11 protein-coding genes are annotated in these 15,994 nt (G+C 77.1%); 10 read left to right on the top strand and 1 reads right to left on the bottom strand.

The window, feature by feature from the left end:
* The first annotated feature begins 154 nt into the window (after positions 1 to 154).
* The 9 genes from M0638_RS08735 to M0638_RS08695 all read left to right on the top strand — a co-directional run bounded on the left by M0638_RS08735 (position 155) and on the right by M0638_RS08695 (position 14,284).
* Positions 155 to 2,272 (top strand): sensor histidine kinase, encoded by a 2,118-nt coding sequence (locus M0638_RS08735; protein ID WP_248666588.1) that lies wholly within the window; start codon positions 155 to 157, stop codon positions 2,270 to 2,272.
* Complete coding sequence (locus tag M0638_RS08730) at positions 2,269 to 3,606, top strand: sigma-54-dependent transcriptional regulator (RefSeq protein WP_248666587.1); 1,338 nt, start codon at positions 2,269 to 2,271, stop codon at positions 3,604 to 3,606. The genes M0638_RS08735 and M0638_RS08730 overlap by 4 nt, the downstream gene beginning before the upstream one ends.
* Before the next feature lie 164 nt (positions 3,607 to 3,770).
* Positions 3,771 to 4,976, top strand: a complete 1,206-nt coding sequence (locus M0638_RS08725; protein WP_248666586.1) for a TolC family protein — start codon at positions 3,771 to 3,773, stop codon at positions 4,974 to 4,976.
* A 14-nt stretch (positions 4,977 to 4,990) separates the two neighbouring features.
* Positions 4,991 to 6,208, top strand: a complete 1,218-nt coding sequence (locus M0638_RS08720; RefSeq protein WP_248666585.1) for a TolC family protein — start codon at positions 4,991 to 4,993, stop codon at positions 6,206 to 6,208.
* The gene (locus M0638_RS08715; protein WP_248666584.1) at positions 6,205 to 7,929 is read left to right on the top strand and encodes an efflux RND transporter periplasmic adaptor subunit; all 1,725 of its coding nucleotides are present in this window, start codon (positions 6,205 to 6,207) and stop codon (positions 7,927 to 7,929) included. The genes M0638_RS08720 and M0638_RS08715 overlap by 4 nt, the downstream gene beginning before the upstream one ends.
* A 16-nt stretch (positions 7,930 to 7,945) precedes the next feature.
* Entirely contained in the window at positions 7,946 to 11,128 is a 3,183-nt protein-coding gene (locus tag M0638_RS08710; protein ID WP_248666583.1) for an efflux RND transporter permease subunit, read from the top strand.
* Between the two features lie 221 nt (positions 11,129 to 11,349).
* Complete coding sequence (locus M0638_RS08705) at positions 11,350 to 11,796, top strand: hypothetical protein (protein ID WP_248666582.1); 447 nt, start codon at positions 11,350 to 11,352, stop codon at positions 11,794 to 11,796.
* A gap of 177 nt (positions 11,797 to 11,973) precedes the next feature.
* On the top strand, positions 11,974 to 12,750 hold the full coding sequence (locus M0638_RS08700; protein ID WP_248666581.1) for a response regulator: 777 nt from the start codon (positions 11,974 to 11,976) through the stop codon (positions 12,748 to 12,750).
* Positions 12,751 to 12,835: 85 nt separating this feature from the next.
* On the top strand, positions 12,836 to 14,284 hold the full coding sequence (locus M0638_RS08695) for an ATP-binding protein (RefSeq protein ID WP_345893011.1): 1,449 nt from the start codon (positions 12,836 to 12,838) through the stop codon (positions 14,282 to 14,284).
* A gap of 156 nt (positions 14,285 to 14,440) precedes the next feature.
* Here the strand turns inward: M0638_RS08695 and M0638_RS08690 are convergent, their stop codons facing one another.
* Complete coding sequence (locus M0638_RS08690; RefSeq protein ID WP_456316029.1) at positions 14,441 to 14,998, bottom strand: MerR family transcriptional regulator; 558 nt, start codon at positions 14,996 to 14,998, stop codon at positions 14,441 to 14,443.
* 77 nt (positions 14,999 to 15,075) lie between these two features.
* Between M0638_RS08690 and M0638_RS08685 the strand changes: the two genes are divergently transcribed.
* Positions 15,076 to 15,994 (top strand): cation transporter (locus tag M0638_RS08685; RefSeq protein WP_248666580.1); only part of this gene is annotated, 919 nt, incomplete at its 3' end.

Here is a 15,994-nt window from a genome sequence, read left to right as displayed (position 1 = left end):
ACCCGTTTCGGAACCCCGATTCCGATCAAACGCAGCATGCTCTAATCTTGTATAAGACATCTTATACGGAACCGTGGGGAGACGGGCGGACCGATGCGGATTTCCACACAGGCCCGGACGGCGTAGTGCGGATTTCCACACGAGGCCGGGAGGGATGAGCACCCGCCGCCTTCTCCCCGCCGCGTGGCGCGGTGCCTGGTGGCATGCCCACGGGCGGCGTGCCCTGCGGCTGCTGCTGCCGCTCGCCTTCCTGGCGCTGCTGGACCGGACGGCGAACCATCTCGCCACCGGCAATGCGCTGGCCGGGCTGCAGCAGGGCGCCGAGGCCGAGACGGCGCTGCGCGTGGCGCTGCTGCGCAGCGAGATCGACAAGCAGCGCAGCCTGCCCCTGGTGCTGGCCGGCGACCCCGACCTGCGCGAGGCCCTGGCGACGCGCGATCCGGGCCGGCTCGCGGCGCTGAGCGCCAAGCTGGAGCGGCTGAACGAGGCGACCGGCGCCGGGGTGATCTACGTGCTCGACGCGGCGGGCCTCACCCTGGCCGCCAGCAACTGGCGGGACGCGGACAGCTTCGTCGGCAGCAATTACGGCTTCCGGCCCTATGCCCGCCTCGCCCTGGCGAACGGCGCGGCCGAGCAGTTCGCGCTGGGCACGGTCAGCCGGCAGCCCGGCCTCTACCTCGCCCGCCGGGTGGACGCGTCCCCGCCCGATCCCGCCGCCGCCGGCCGCGCGGCGGAAGGGCCCGGGGCACCGGCGCGGGAACCGCCCCCGGAGGCGGGCCGGGAAGCGGGCCGGGGGACGCCCCGGGACCGGCCGCCGCTCGGCGTCGTCGTGGTGAAGACGCTGTTCGACCGGGTGGAGGAGGACTGGCGCCCGCTGCGGCGGCCCGTGCTGGTGACGGATGCGGCCGGCATCGTGCTGGTCACCAGCCTGCCCGAATGGCGCTTCCGCTCCCTTGCCCCGCTCCCGGCCGCGGAGCAGCAGCGTGTCCGCGACGGCCTGCAATTCGGCGACGCGCCGCTCGCCCCGCTGCCCCTGCCCGCCGACGCCCCGGCGGAGGCCGTGCGCCTGCGCCTGCCGGGCGCGGCCACGGCGGAAGGCTTCCTGCTCACCCGACTGCCCGTGCCCGGAACCGGCTGGACCCTGCATCTGCTGACCCCGACCCGGCAGCCGGTGGCGCTGGCCACCGCCGCGGCGAGGCTGCTGGCCCTGCTGGCCGGCCTGTTCGTCCTGCTCGTCGCCTGGCTGGCACTCCGCCGCCGCCACCGCCGGCGGCGCGACCTCGACCGGCAGCGGCGGCAACGGGAGGAGCTGGAGACCGAGGTCCGCCTGCGCACCGCCGAGCTGGAGCGCGCCAACGCCAGGCTGCGGGCCGAGGGCGAGGAGCGCCAGCGCGCCGAGGCCACGCTGCACCGGCTGCGGGACGATCTGGTGCAGGCCAACAAGCTGGCCGTGCTGGGCCAGATCAGCGCCAGCGTGGCGCACGAGATCAACCAGCCGGTCGCCGCCATCCGCTCCTTCGCCGACAATGCCCGCCTCTTCCTGGAGCGCGGCGACGCGGCCGCCGCCACGCGCGGCCTCGGCACCATCGCCGGGCTGACCGAGCGGATCGGCGCCATCACCGGCGGGCTGCGCCGCTTCGCGCGGCGGGCGGAGGGCAGGCTGGAGGCCGTGCCGGTGCGGGCGGCGGCGGAAGGGGCCCTGCTGCTGCTGGGCCACCGGCTGCGGCAGGACGCCATCGCGGTGGAGACGGCGCTGCCGGCGGACCTCGCCGTGCGCGCCGAGCGCGTGCGGCTGGAGCAGGTGCTGGTGAACCTGATCCAGAACGCCGTGGAGGCGCTGGCGGGCCGGCGCGGCGGCCGCATCCGGCTGGAGGCCTCGGCGCTGCCGGCGATCGGGGCGACGCCCCCGATGGCCGGGGCGGCGATGGCCGGGACGGCGACGGCCGGGATGCCCATGACCGGTATGCCGATGGCCGGTATGCCGATGGCCGGTATGCCGATGGCCGGTATGCCGATGGTCGGGGCGCCGCCGGAATGCGGCCCCGGCCGGGTGCGGATCGCCGTTTCCGACAACGGCCCGGGCCTGGCGCCGGCGGTGGCGCGTTCCCTGTTCATGCCCTTCACCACCACGAAGCCCGAGGGCCTCGGCCTCGGCCTCGTGATCTGCCGCGACATCGTCGCCGATTTCGGCGGCACGCTGGAGGCGGCGCCGCCCCCCGAGGGGGACGGGACGGGCAGCCTGTTCGTCATCACCCTGGAGCGCGCCGCGTGACCGACCTCGCCTTCGTGGACGACGACCCCTTCCTGCGCGAGGCCAACCTGCAGAGCTTCGCCCTGGCCGGCCTGGAGGCGCGCGGCTTCGACTCCGCCGAGGCGGCGCTGGCGGCGATCGACGCGGACTTCCCCGGCATCGTCGTCACCGACCTGCGCATGCCGGGCATGGGCGGCACCGAGCTGTTCCGCCGCCTGCGCGCCATGGACCCCGACCTGCCGGTGATCCTGATCACCGGCCACGGCGACATCGCCATGGCGGTCGCGGCGATCCGTGACGGCGCCTATCATTTCCTGGCCAAGCCCTACCCGCCCGAGGAGCTGCTGGGCGCCGTGCGGCACGCGCTGGAGAAGCGGCGCCTGGTGCTGGAGAATCGCCGCCTCGCCCGCGCCGTGGCGGCGGCGGAGGCGGCGGCGGACAACCCGCTGCTCGGCGACACGCCGGCGATGGTGCGGCTGCGCCAGACGCTGCGGCAGATCGCCGATGCGCGCGTGGACGTGCTGGTCGAGGGCGAGACCGGCACCGGCAAGGAGGTGGTGGCCACCGTGCTGCACCGCTGGAGCCGGCGCGCCGCCCGCCCCTTCGTGGCGCTGAACTGCGGCGCCCTGCCCGAGACGGTGATCGAGAGCGAGCTGTTCGGCCACGAGCCCGGCGCCTTCACCGGCGCGCAGAAGCGGCGCGTGGGCCGCGTCGAGCACGCCGACGGCGGCACGCTGTTCCTCGACGAGATCGAGGCCATGCCGCCGGCGCTGCAGGTCCGGCTGCTGCGCGTGCTGGAGACGCGCGAGGTGGCGCCGCTCGGCACCAACGAGATACGCCGGCTCGACCTGCGCGTGGTGGCGGCGACCAAGACCAGCCTGCTGGAACTCTCGCGCCGGGGCGAGTTCCGCGAGGACCTCTACTACCGCCTGAACGTGGTGACGGTGCGCATCCCGGCGCTGCGCGAGCGGCGGGACGACATCCCGCTGCTGTTCGCGCACTTCCTGCGGCGCGCGGCGGAACGCTTCGGCCGGCCGGTGCCGCCGCTCACCCCGTCGCTGCGCCAGCACCTGATGACGCACGACTGGCCGGGCAACGTGCGCGAGCTGACCCACCATGCCGACCGGCTGGTGCTGGGCCTGGCGGAGGACGCGGCGGTGCCGGCGGCGCCGGAGTCCGCGACCCTGCCGGAGCGCGTGGATGCCTACGAGGCGGCGCTGATCCGCGCGGCGCTGCGCGAGCATGGCGGCGACGTGCGGGCCGCGATCGAGGCGCTCGGCATCCCGCGCAAGACCTTCTACGACAAGCTCCGCCGCCACATGATCGACCAGCGCGCCTACCGCGCGCAGGCGTGACGCGGCCGGCGCCGCCGGGCGATCCCGCGGCGCCGGTGCCCTCGCCCGCGTGGATCGCCTCGGGGCCGCCCGCGCCGGGCCGGCCGACATACTTTGTCGCAATCCCGAGAGGCTTCGTCATGCAACCCCGGCTACCCAGGCCGTCATTCGGTCGGAGAGGTCGGTTGGTCGTCACGATTCCGCGCTGCCTGCTGGCCTGTGCCGCCGCGCTGGGCATCGCGGCCGGCGCCGCGGCCGCCGACCTGCGCGAGGGGTTCGCCGCCGCCGGCGCCCTCAGCCCCCGCCTCCAGGCGCTGGCCGCGGAGCGTTCCGTGCTGCTGGCGCGGCGCGAACGGTCCGAGGCCCTGACCCCGGGGGCGCCGTTCGTCCTCGCGGGCTACCGCTCGGACCGGCTCCCGGGCGACCGGGGCCTGCGCGAGTACGAGGGCGAGGTCGGCCTCCCCCTCTGGCTGCCGGGCGAGACGCGCGCCCTGCGCGCCGCCGCCGTGGCGCAGCTCGCGGCGCTCGACGCCGCCGTGGCGCGCGAGCGCCTGCTCCTGGCCGGCGAGGTCCGGGCCGGCTGGTGGGCCTGGCAGGACGCCGTCGCGGCGCGACGGGCGGCGCAGGGCCGCGTGGCGCAGGCGCGGGCGCTGGAACGCGACCTCGGCCGCCAGGTCGCCGGCGGGCTCGCCCCGGAGGCGGACCGGCTCGCCGTCGCCGCCGCGCTGCGGGAGGCGGAGACGGCGCTGCGCATCGCCGAGCGCGCGGTGCGCCAGGAAGCGGTCGCCTTCCGCGCCCTCACCGGCCGGCTGCCGAGCGACGGGCCGGCCGAGGCCGAGGCCGCCCCGCCCGGCGAGGGTGCCGACCCGCGCATCGCCGCCGCCCGCGCCGCCGAGGCGGCCGGCCGCGCCGCCGAGGGGCTGGTGCGGCTGCGCGACCGGGCGAACCCGGAGGTGGTGCTGCAGTTCCGCCACGAGCGGGACGCCCGCGGCGAGCCCTGGGGCTCGCGGCTGGCGGTGCTGTTCACCATCCCGCTCGGCCACCCGCCGCTCCAGCGCGAGCGTCTGGCCGCCGCGCAGGCGGTCACCACGGCCGGCACCGCCGCCGCCCTGGCGTCGGCGCGCGCGGTAGCGGGCGGGATCGCCCTGGCCCGGGAGAACCGCGACGCCGCCGGGGCGGTGCTGCACGCCGCTGGCCAGCGGCAGGCCGCCCTGGCCGAGCAGGCCGCGCTCTACGAGGCCGGCTGGCGCGCCGGCGAATTGCCGCTGATCGAGGTCATCCGCGTCCGCACGGCGCTGGCCGAGGCGGAGGCGGCGCGGCTGCGCGCCCGCGTCGCCCTCGGCCGGGCGGGCTCCGCGCTCAACCACGCCTTCGGCGTCGAGCCGCGATGAGGCGGCCGGCGGTCGTGGCCCTGACCGTGCTGCTGGCCTGGCTGCTGGCCTGGCAGGCGGCCGACCCGTTGCCGGCCGCCGCCGCCGGCATCCGGGAGGGCTTCCAGGGGGCGCTCGCGCTCGGCGCCGAGCTGCGCGGGCTGGAGGCGCAGCGGCCGGTGCTGGAGGCGCGCCGCGCCCGCGCCGACGCGCTGCTGCCGCAGGCGCCCTCGGTGGGCGGCGGCGTCAGGCAGGGGCTGTCGGCGCGCGATTCCGGCTACCTCCAGCTCGAGGCGTCCGCCGCCGCGCCGCTCTGGCTGCCGGGCGAGGCCGGCGCCCTGCGCGGCCTGGCCGAGGCGCAGGGCGGCGCCAACGCGGGGCGGATCGCCCGGGCGCGGCTGCTGCTGGCCGGCCAGGTGCGGGACGCCTACTGGGACTGGGCGACCGCCGTGGCGGTGCAGGAGGCGCAGCGCGGGCGGCTGACGCAGACCAGGGCGCTGGAGGCCGATACCGGCCGCGGCGTGGCGGCGGGGCAGGTCGCGCGGGCCGACCTGCTGGTCGCCGGCGCCGCCTCGCGGGAAGCCGAGGCGGCGCTGCGCGAGGCCACCAGGGCGGTGCGCGAGGCGGCGATCGCCTTCCGCGTCCTCACCGGCCTCGACCCGACCCCGGCGCCGCCGGAGCGGTTGCCGGAACGGCCGGCGGGCGAGGCGGTCCGGCCGCGGCCGGACGATCCACGCCTCGCCGCCGGGCGCGCCGCGGTGGCGGCGGGCCGCGCGAACGAGCGCCTGACCCGCGTGCGCGACCGCGACAACCCGCAGCTCGGCGGCCAGCTCCGCTGGGAGCGCGAGCGTGGCGACGAGGCGCTGCGGCCCAACCTGATGGTTTCCGGTAGGGTTTCGCTGCGGCACGGGCCGACCCACCGCGAGGCGCTGGCCGAGGCGCGGGCCGGCACGGTGGCCGCCGAGGCCGAGCTGGCCGCCGCCGAGCGCGCCCTGCTCGGCGGCGCCGAGGCGGCGCGGGAGGCGCGCGACGCCTCGCTGGACCTCGCGCGGCTCGCCGAGGCGCGCCACGCCGCGCTGGCCGAGCAGGCGCGGCTCTACGAGACCGCCTACCGGGCGGGCCAGCTCGCCTTCATCGAGCTGGTGCGGGTGCGCCTGCTGCTCGCCGACGCCGATCTCGCCCGCCGGCGCACGCGGGCGGAGGCCGGCCGCGCCGCCTCGTCGATCAACCAGGTGCTTGGGCAGGAACCATGAGTCCGCTTCGCGTCCGCCGCGTCCTTCTCGGCTCGGCCCTGCTGGCCGCCCTCCTGTCCGCCGCCTCCGTCCCGCCCGCCGCCGCGCATGAGGGCCACGACCACGAGGAGGCGGCGCCGGCCAGCGCCGCGCCGCGCGTCGCGGCCGTCTCCGAGCAGTTCGAGCTGGTGGGCGTGCTCGGCGAGGGCGGCGTGCTGACCCTCTACCTCGACCGTGCCGCGACCAACGAGCCGGTGGACGGCGCCGCGATCGAGGCGATCCTCGGCGGGACGCAGGCGAGGGCCGAGCGGATCGGCCCGGCCGTGTACCGGGTGCGGCTGCCGGCGCTGGCGCGGCCGGGCGAGTACGACCTGACCTTCTCGGTCGCCGCCGGCGCGGAGTCCGACCTGCTGATCGGCGGCCTCGACGTGCCGGCCCCGCCGGCACCGGAGGCCGCCGTGCATGGCTGGCTGGAGGCGCTGCGGGAGGCGCCGCCGCTGTGGCTGGGCGGACTCGGCCTGCTCGCCGCCGGCTTCCTGCTCGGCCGTGCCTCCCGCGCCGGGCCGCTGCCGCCGATGGTGGAGGAGGCCGCCGTGGCGAGGCCGCCGGGCCCGGCAGGGGCTCCGGTGGCGGCGGAGGCGGCCATCGGCGCGCGCGGCCCGGCCCGCCGGACCGCCGCGGCGCTGCTGCTGACGGCGGCGCTCGCCGCCGCCGTGCCGGCGCTGGCCCAGCCCGCGCCGGTGCCCGAGCCGCCGCGCCGGCTGCCGGACGGGTCGGTGTTCGTGCCCAAGCCGACGCAGCGCCTGCTGGAGGTGCGCACCCAGCGCGCCGAGCCCGGCCGCGCCGACACGGCGATCCCGCTCGTCGGCACCGTCGTGCCCGATCCCAACGCCAGCGGCCGGGTGCAGGCCAGCCAGACCGGGCGGCTGGAGCCGGGCGAGGCCGGGCTGCCGGTGCTCGGCCAGCGCGTCGGGCGCGGCGAGGTGCTGGCCTACGTGACGCCGGCCTACAGCCTCTCCGAGCGCGGCACGCTGCGGCAGAACATCGCCGAGCTGGACCAGCAGATCGTCATCGCCGAGGCGCGCGCCAACCGGCTCGCCGGGCTGCGCGGCACCGTCGCCGAGCGCGAGATCCTGGACGCGCGGGCCGAGCTGGCGGGGCTGCGGCAGCGGCGCGCGGCGCTGGCGCCGAGCCTCGCGGGGCGCGAGCCGCTGGTGGCGCCGGTCTCCGGCGTGGTCTCGGCGGTGCGCGGCGCGGTGGGCGGCATCGTCGATCCGGCGCAGGCGGTGTTCGAGATCGTCGATCCGTCCCGGCTCTGGGTGGAGGCGCTGGCCTTCGACCGCACCGCGCTGGGCAATGCCTCCGCCGCCAGCCTGCTGCTGCCGGACGGCCGCACCGCGCCGCTGGAGCTGGCCGGGCACGGCCTCGCCGTGCGCCAGGGCGCGGTGCCGCTGAACTTCCGCCTGCCGGCCCCGCCCGACGGGCTTTCGGTCGGCGCGCCGGTCACGGTGCTGCTGCAGCTTCCGGGCGCGCAGGAGGGCATCGTGCTGCCGGCGGGCGCGGTGGTGCGCAGCGACGAGGGGCCGCCCGCGGTCTACGCGCACGCGGCCCCCGAGCGCTTCGTGCCCCTGCCGGTGCGCGCCGAGCCGCTGGACGGCGCGCGCGTGCTGGTGACGGCGGGGGTCGAGCCCGGCACGCGCGTGGTGACGCGCGCCGCCGGCATGCTCGCCCAGGTGCGCTGAGGGGACACGCCGCGCCGTGTTCAACGCCCTGGTCTCCTTCAGCCTGCGCAACCGGCTCCTCGTCCTGGCCTTCGCCGCCATCGTCGTCGCCTACGGGAGCTGGACGCTCGCCCGCATGGGCTTCGACGTCTTCCCCGACCTCAACCGCCCGACGGTGACGATCATCACCGAGGCGGAGGGGCTGGCGCCCGAGGAGGCGGAGCAGCTCGTCTCCTTCCCGATCGAGACCGGGATGAACGGGCTGCCGGGCGTGCGGCGCGTGCGCTCCGTCTCCTCGGCGGGGCTTTCCATCGTCTACGTCGAATTCGGCTGGGACACGGACATCTGGCGCGCCCGCCAGCTCGCCGCCGAGCGGCTGGGGCAGCTCCGCGCCGGCCTGCCGCCCGACGCGCAGCCGGTGATGGCCCCCGTCTCCTCGGTGATGGGCGAGATCATGCTGGTGGCGATGACGGCGCCCGGCGACGGTCCAGATGGCGGCCCCGATGGCGGCCCCGATGGCGGTTCCGTCTCGCCGATGGACCTGCGCGACCTCGCCGACTGGGTGGTGCGGCCGCGCCTGCTGACCATCCCCGGCGTCTCGCAGGTGATCCCGATCGGCGGCGAGGTGCGGCAGTTCCGGGTGATGCCCGACCTCGCCCGCATGCACGCGCTCGACATCGGCCACGACGCGCTGGTGACGGCGCTGCGCCGGTTCGGCACCAATTCGGGCGGCGGCTACGTCGACCAGGGCGGGCGCGAGTACCTGATCCGCAACCTCGGCCGCACCACGCGGCTCGAGGACCTGCGCAACGCCGTGGTGGGCTTCCGGCTCGGCCAGCCGATCCTGCTGCGCCAGGTGGCGGAGGTGGATTTCGGCGCCCGCTTCCGGCGCGGCGACGCGGGCGCCGATGGCGGGCCGGCGGTGATCCTCGGCGTGCAGAAGCAGCCGCAGGCGGACACCATCGCCCTCACCCGCGCGGTGGAGGCGGCGCTGGCGGAGCTCCAGCGCACCATGCCGCGCGGCGTGCGGACGGACCGGGTGCAGTTCCGGCAGGCGAGCTTCATCGAGCTCTCCATCGCCAACCTGCAGCGCGTGCTGGCCGAGGCCTTCGTGGTCGTCGCCGTCGTGCTGTTCGCCTTCCTGCTGAACTTCCGCGCCACCCTCATCTCGCTCGCCGCGATCCCGCTCTCGATCCTGCTCGCGGTGATCGTGTTCTCGGCCTTCGGGCTGAGCATCAACACGATGACGCTGGGCGGCCTGGCCATCGCCGTGGGCGAGCTGGTGGACGACGCGGTGGTGGACGTGGAGAACGTGTTCCGCCGCCTGCGCGAGAACCGCGCGTCGGCGACGCCGCGCCCGGCCCTGGCGGTGGTCGCCGCCGCCTCGGCCGAGGTGCGCTCGGGCATCGTCTACGCCACGCTGATCGTCGTGCTGGTCTTCGTGCCGCTCTTCGCGCTCTCGGGCATCGAGGGGCGGCTCTTCGCGCCGCTCGGCGTCGCCTACATCGTCTCGATCCTGGCCTCGCTGGCCGTCTCGGTCACGGTGACGCCGGTGCTCTGCTACTTCCTGCTGCCGCGCATGCGCCGGCTGTCCGGGCACGAGGGCCGGCTGCTCGCCGCGCTCAGGCGCGGCAACGACCGGGCGCTGCGCTGGGCCTTCCGGCGGCCCGGGCTGGTGCTGGGCACGGCGCTGCTCGGCGTGCTCGGCGCCGGGGCCAGCCTGCCCTTCCTGCCGCGTGCCTTCCTGCCCACCTTCAACGAGGGCACGGTGCTGGCCAGCCTCTCCTTCGGCCCCGGCATCTCGCTGGCCGACAGCAGCGCCTACGGCCGCGTCGCCGAGCGGCTGCTGGCCGGGGTGCCGGAGGTGCGGCACGTCGGCCGCCGCACCGGCCGCGCCGAGCTCGACGAGCATGCCGAGGGCGTGCACGTCTCCGAGCTGGATCTCGACCTCGCGCCTTCCGGCCGCTCGCGCGCCGAGGTGCTGGCGGACATCCGCGCCCGCCTCGCCGTGCTGCCCGCCAATGTCAGCCTGGGCCAGCCCATCGCGCACCGTCTGGACCACATGCTCTCGGGCGTGCGGGCGCAGATCGCGCTCAAGGTCTACGGCGACGACCTCGACGCGCTGCGCGCCGTGGCCGAGGGGCTGCGCCAGCGCATCGCGGCCGAGGTGCCCGGCGTCGCGGACCTGCAGGTCGAGCGGCAGGTGCGCATCCCGCAGCTGCGCATCTCGGTCGATCACGGGCGCGCCGCCCTCTACGGGGTCTCGGCGGCCACGCTGACCGAGGCGCTCCAGTCGCTGACCAACGGCCAGGCGGTCAGCCAGATCGTGGACGGGGTGCGGCGCTACGACGTGGTGCTGCGCCTGCCGGACGAGGCGCGCACCACCGCGCGGCTGGCCGACGCGCTGATCGAGACGCCCGCCGGGCGGGTGCCGCTGCGCCTGCTGGCGCACGTCGAGGAGGCGGACGGGCCGAACCAGATCCTGCGCGAGGGCGCCCGCCGGCGCATCGTGGTCTCGGCCAACACCGACGGGGCCGCCGACATGGCGCAGGTGGTGGCCGGCATCCGCCGCGTGATCGCGGCCCATCCGCTGCCGCGGGGCTACGCGGCGAGCCTGGAAGGCACCTTCCAGGCGCAGGAGGAGGCGACGCTGACCATCGCCCTGCTCTCGGCCCTGTCGCTCTCGCTGATCTTCGTCGTGCTGTATTCCCGCTACCGGTCCGCCGCCCTGGCGCTGGTGATCATGGGCAACGTGCCGCTGGCGCTGATCGGCGCGGTGGCGGCGCTGTGGATCGCCGGGCAGCCGCTCTCGGTCGCCACCATGGTCGGCTTCGTGACGCTGACCGGCATCACCACGCGCAACGGCATCCTGAAGGTCAGCCACTACCTCAACCTCGCCCTGCACGAGGGGGAGCGGTGGGGGCTGGCGCTGATCCTGCGCGGCTCGCGCGAGCGCCTCGCGCCGGTGCTGATGACGGCCCTCTCGGCCGGCCTCGCGCTGATCCCGCTCACCGTCGGCGCCGACGAGCCGGGCAAGGAGATCCTGAGTCCGGTCGCCATCACCATCCTGGGCGGGCTGCTGACCGCGACCCTGCTCGACGCCTTCGTCACGCCACTGCTGTTCCACCGCTTCGGCCGGCCGGCGCTGGAGCGGCTGCGCCTGGCCGCGCAGGAACGCCGCCATGCCGTGCCGGCCGATGCCGTGCTGGACACCTTCTGATACGCCCGGTGGAATCGACCGGTCCGTCGACAGCGGCGCGGAGGCCGCGGCCGGACAGGCCAGGTTCATCCGCCGTGCGTATGGGAGCCGTCCGGGAGGCCCGCGGCGTCCGGCGCGGCGCGCCGGACCCTTCCCGGCGCGGAGGATCCCCCGCCGCTGCCGCCGCCGGCCGCTCGAACAGGCGCCGAGCCCGCCCCGCGAGAACGAAGGAGACGATCGCCATGCACCGACGCAGCCTGTTCGCCGACCTGCCGCCGATGGCCGCCCTGGCCGTCCCCCTGGCCATCCCTTTGGCCATCCCCTTGGCCGCCCCGCTGCTGCTCCCCTCGCCGGCGCGCGCCCAGGGGCACGGCCACGCCCACGGGACCGGACCGAACGGCGGCAGGCTCGGCGAGCTCGGCAACGCCCATGTCGAGCTGGTGGGACGCGACGGCGAGCTGCGGCTCTACCTGCTGGACGCGCAGGACAGGCCCGTCCCCGCGCGGGGCGCCGGCGGCACCGCCCTCGTGCAGTCCGGCGGACGCAACCAGGGCCTGCGCTTCGAGTCGGGGCCGGATGACGCCTACCTCGTCGCGCGCGGCGACTTCGTGGCCAAGGGGGCCCGCGTGGTGGTCAGCGTCGCCCTGCCCGGCCAGCCGAGCCGGCAGGCGCGGTTCGCGCTGGACTGACGGGGATGCGCCCGCGTCGCGCCGGCCCACCGGGCCGGCTTCGGTCCTCCGCGGCCCCGGCCGCCGGAGCGGCCATGGGATATCCAGCCGCCAGGGCGGCCGTGGGATGTCCGGCCGCCGGGGCGGCCATGGCGCCTGGCGGGCCAGCCCGCCCGCCGGTGCGGGACGGACGGCATCATGGGTGACGCGCGGCCGCCGCCCCTGCTGCTCGACCCCGAGCCGCACGTCCTGCTGGTCGAGGACGACGGCGAGATGCGCCACCTGACGGCGCGGCTGCTGCGCGAGAACGGCTTCACGGTCTCGGCGGCGCGCGACGGGCGGGAGATGCGCGAGCTGCTGGCCGGCCACGCCGCGCCGGTGGACCTCCTGCTGCTCGACATCATGCTGCCCGGCATCTCGGGGATCGACCTGCTGCGCGAGGTGCGGGCGGAGCGGCCGCACCTGCCCGTGGTGATGCTGACGGCGCGCGGCGAGGAGACCGACCGCGTGCTCGGCCTGGAGCTGGGCGCCGACGACTACGTGGCCAAGCCGTTCGGCCGGCGCGAGCTGGTGGCGCGGCTGCGCGCCGTGCTGCGCCGCGCCGGCCGCGCCGCCGCGGAGACGCCGCAGGATGCCGCCCCGGAGCAGCCGCCCGGGCGGCTGCTGCGCTTCGGCGGCTGGACGCTCGACCTCGGCAGCCGCGACCTCGTCTCGCCGGACGGGGCGCTGGTGGAGCTGTCGGGAGCGGAGCACGACCTGCTGCTCGCCTTCCTCACCCATCCGCAGCGCGTGCTCGGGCGCGACCAGCTCCTCGAGATCGGCCGCCGGCGTGCCGGCGACGCGTTCGACCGCACGGTGGACGTGCAGGTCAGCCGGCTGCGCCGCAAGATCGAGCCGGGCGCGGAGGCGCCGCCGCTGATCCGCACCGTGCGCGGCGCCGGCTACATCCTGACCGTGCCGGTGGAACGTGCCTGAGGCGGCCCGCCCGGGGGCGCGGCCGCCGCGGACGTGGCGCCCGAAGGCCCGGGCCATGAAGGCCTGCCCGACGAAGGCCGGGCCCGTGGGGGCTTGGCTGGCCCGGCTGTGGCCGGCCACGCTCGCCGGGCGCACCACGCTGGCCCTGCTGGGCAGCCTGGTCGCCCTGCATCTGGCCAGCGTCTGGGTCCACGAGGTCGCCCTGCGCAGCTCCGACCGCGCCGCCCGCGAGCGCACCCTGGCCGAGGGGCTGGCGCAGGCGGTGCGGACCCTGGCCGCCATCCCGGCTGCCGGGCGCGACGCGGCGGCGCACACCCTCTCCACGCCGGGGCTGGAGCTGCACTGGCGGGCCGACCCGGCGGACGGGCGGTCCGTCCCGCCCGCGACGGACCCCGGCACGGTCCCTGGCGCGCCCCCCGGTACGTCCCCCGGTACGTCCCCTGGCATGCTCCCCGGCACGCTCCCCGGCACGCTCCCTGGCACGGACGACGCGTCGCTGGCGGCGCTCCGGCAGCGCCTGGCCGCGATGCCGGGCCTCGGGGCCGTGCGGCTGGGCTGGGCGGATGCGGAGCGGCACCTGATGGTCGGGGTGCTGCCGCTGGCCGATGGCGGGCAGGTCTCCTTCGCCGCCCCGCAATTCCGCGTCGGCCACGGCAGGATCTTCGACCGGGCGGGCCTGCTTTCCCTGGTGGGGGTGGCGATCGGCGTCGGCATCGTCTCCGTGCTGGCGGTACGCGGCCTGACGCGGCCCCTGCGCACCCTCGCGGTGGCCGCCGACCGGATCGGGCGCAGCGCCTCGCCGGCACTGCTGCCCGAGACGGGGCCGTCGGAGGTCCGCGACGCGGCGCGGGCCTTCAACGCCATGCAGGAACGCATCCGGCGCCTGCTGGAGGACAGGCTCCAGGCGCTCGCCGCCGTCGGCCACGACCTGCGGACGCCCCTGGCGCGGCTGCGGCTGCGCGCGGGCTTCCTGGACGATGCCGCGACGCGGGAGCGGATGGATGCCGACCTCGACGAGATGGAGCGCATGGTCGAGGCCACGCTCGCCTATCTGCGCGAGGGGCGGGACGCGGAGGCCGCGCGGCCGGCCGACCTCGTCGCCATGGTGCGGACGCTGTGCGACGCCGCCTCGGACGGCGGGGCGGCGGTCACGCTCGACGCGCCCGATCAGCTCGTGCTGCCGCTGAAGCGGACGGCGGTGCGGCGCGCGATCGGCAACCTGATCGACAACGCGACCGGCCATGGCGGCGGCACGCTGGATGTCGCGGTCCGGCGCGGCGGGCACCTGGCCATCGTCGAGGTCGCGGATCGCGGCCCCGGCATCCCGGAGGAGGCGCTGGAGCGCGTCCTCGACCCGTTCGTGCGCCTGGAGCCGAGCCGCAACCGCGCGACCGGCGGCGTCGGGCTCGGGCTGGCCATCGCGCGGCGTGCCGTGGAGAACGCCGGCGGCACGCTGCGCCTGGGCAACCGGGCCGGCGGCGGGCTGGTGGCGCGCCTCGAGCTGCCGTCGCGCGATCCTTCGCGCGCGGCGTGAACAGCGCGATCCTTCGCGCGCGGCGTGAACCGCGCGATCCTTCGCGCGCATCCTGAACCGCGTGACCCTTCGCGCGCGTCGTGAACCGCGTGACCCTTCGCGCGCCCTGAGCCACGCGATCCGCCGTGCGCCGCGCGGGCGCCGGCCGGGCGCCGCTCAGCCGCGGCGGTCGCCCGCCGGGGGGTCGCCCGTTGGGGGATCGCCTGTTGGAGGATCGCGGGGACCGCCCGCCGGAATTTCGGGCCCGGCGCCGTCCGCCAGCCCGTGGCCGGCGCCGTCCGGGCCGCCGTGCCCGGCATCGAGGCAGTGGCCGTGCGCGTGGTCGGCCAGCACCTCCAGGATGCCGCAGGCGGCCGCCGGCCCGCCCGCGCAGAGCGCCGGCACGCGGACGAGCTCGGCCCGGAGCGCCTGCAGGCGCCGGATCCTGGCGTCGATGGCCGCGACCTGCGCGGCCGCCGCCCCGTGGGCGGTGCCGCAATCCCGCTCCGGGTGGTCGGCCAGGTCGAGCAGCGAGCGGATCGCGGGCATGGCGAAGCCCAGCTCGCGCGCATGCCGGATGAAGCCGAGCCGGCGCAGATGCGCCTCGTCGTAGGCGCGATGGCCGCCCTCCGTGCGGGCCGGCGGGGGCAGCAGGCCCTCGTCCTCGTACCAGCGGATGGTGGTCGCCTTGACGCCGGTGGCGCGGGACAGGGCGCCGATGGAAAGCCGCTTCATGCGGGCCGATATGGGGTTGAACCTCCAGTCGCTGGAGGTCCCATCCTCCCGGACCGGACGGGAATCGGACGAGGCCCATGGACGACGCGAACAGACGGCAGTGGCGGGTGGCGGGCATGGACTGCGCCAGCTGCGTCGCCAAGGTGACGCGGGCGGTGGAGCGGCTGCCCGGCGTCTCGGCGGTGGAGGTCAACCTGATGGCCGAGCGCCTGGCGCTCGACCTCGCGCCCGATGCCTCGGCCGAGACGGTCGAGCGGCAGGTGGCGGCGCTCGGCTACACGGCCACGCCGCTGCCGGCCGGGGACCGGCGCCGCGACGGGCACGGCCATGCGGCCCCCGGCCGGGCACACGACCGGGCGCACGACCGGGCGGGGCACGATCACACGGGGCACGACCACACGGGGCACGACCACGCCGGGCACGACCATGCGGGGCGCGACCGCGAGGCCCATGACCACGCGGCGCACGACCACGCCGGGCATGACCATGCGGGCCATGACCACGCGGGGCACGACCATGGCGGCGGACAGGGCATCGCGCATTCGCATGGCGGCCACGAGGACGACCCGGCGGATGCCGGCAAGCCCTGGTGGCGCACCGGCAAGGCCATGCTGGTCTGGACCCTGGGCGGGCTGGTGGGCGCCGCCTACCTCCTCTCGCTCGCGCTGCCGGCGGCGCACCAGTGGCTGTTCGTGGCGGCGACGCTGGTCGCGCTGCTCCCGTTCGGCCGCCGCGCCGTCGCGCTGGCCCGTGCCGGCAGCCCGTTCTCGATCGAGACCCTGATGTGCGTCGCCGCCCTCGGCGCCCTGGTGATCGGCGCGGCCGAGGAGGCGGCGATCGTCGTGCTGCTCTTCGCGCTGGGCGAGCTGCTGGAGAACGTGGCGGCGGGGCGGGCGCGGGCGGGCATCCGCGCCCTGGCGCGGCTGATGCCGCGCACCGCGCTGCGCCTGGGCCCGGACGGCGCCGCCGAGACCGTCCCTTCCGAACGGCTGCGGC

The organism is Roseomonas acroporae, from assembly GCF_023223525.1.
GTDB classification, from domain to species: domain Bacteria; phylum Pseudomonadota; class Alphaproteobacteria; order Acetobacterales; family Acetobacteraceae; genus Roseomonas_E; species Roseomonas_E acroporae.
Note: the sequence above shows the minus strand (reverse complement) of the source record. Positions and strands in the feature narration are given on the sequence as shown.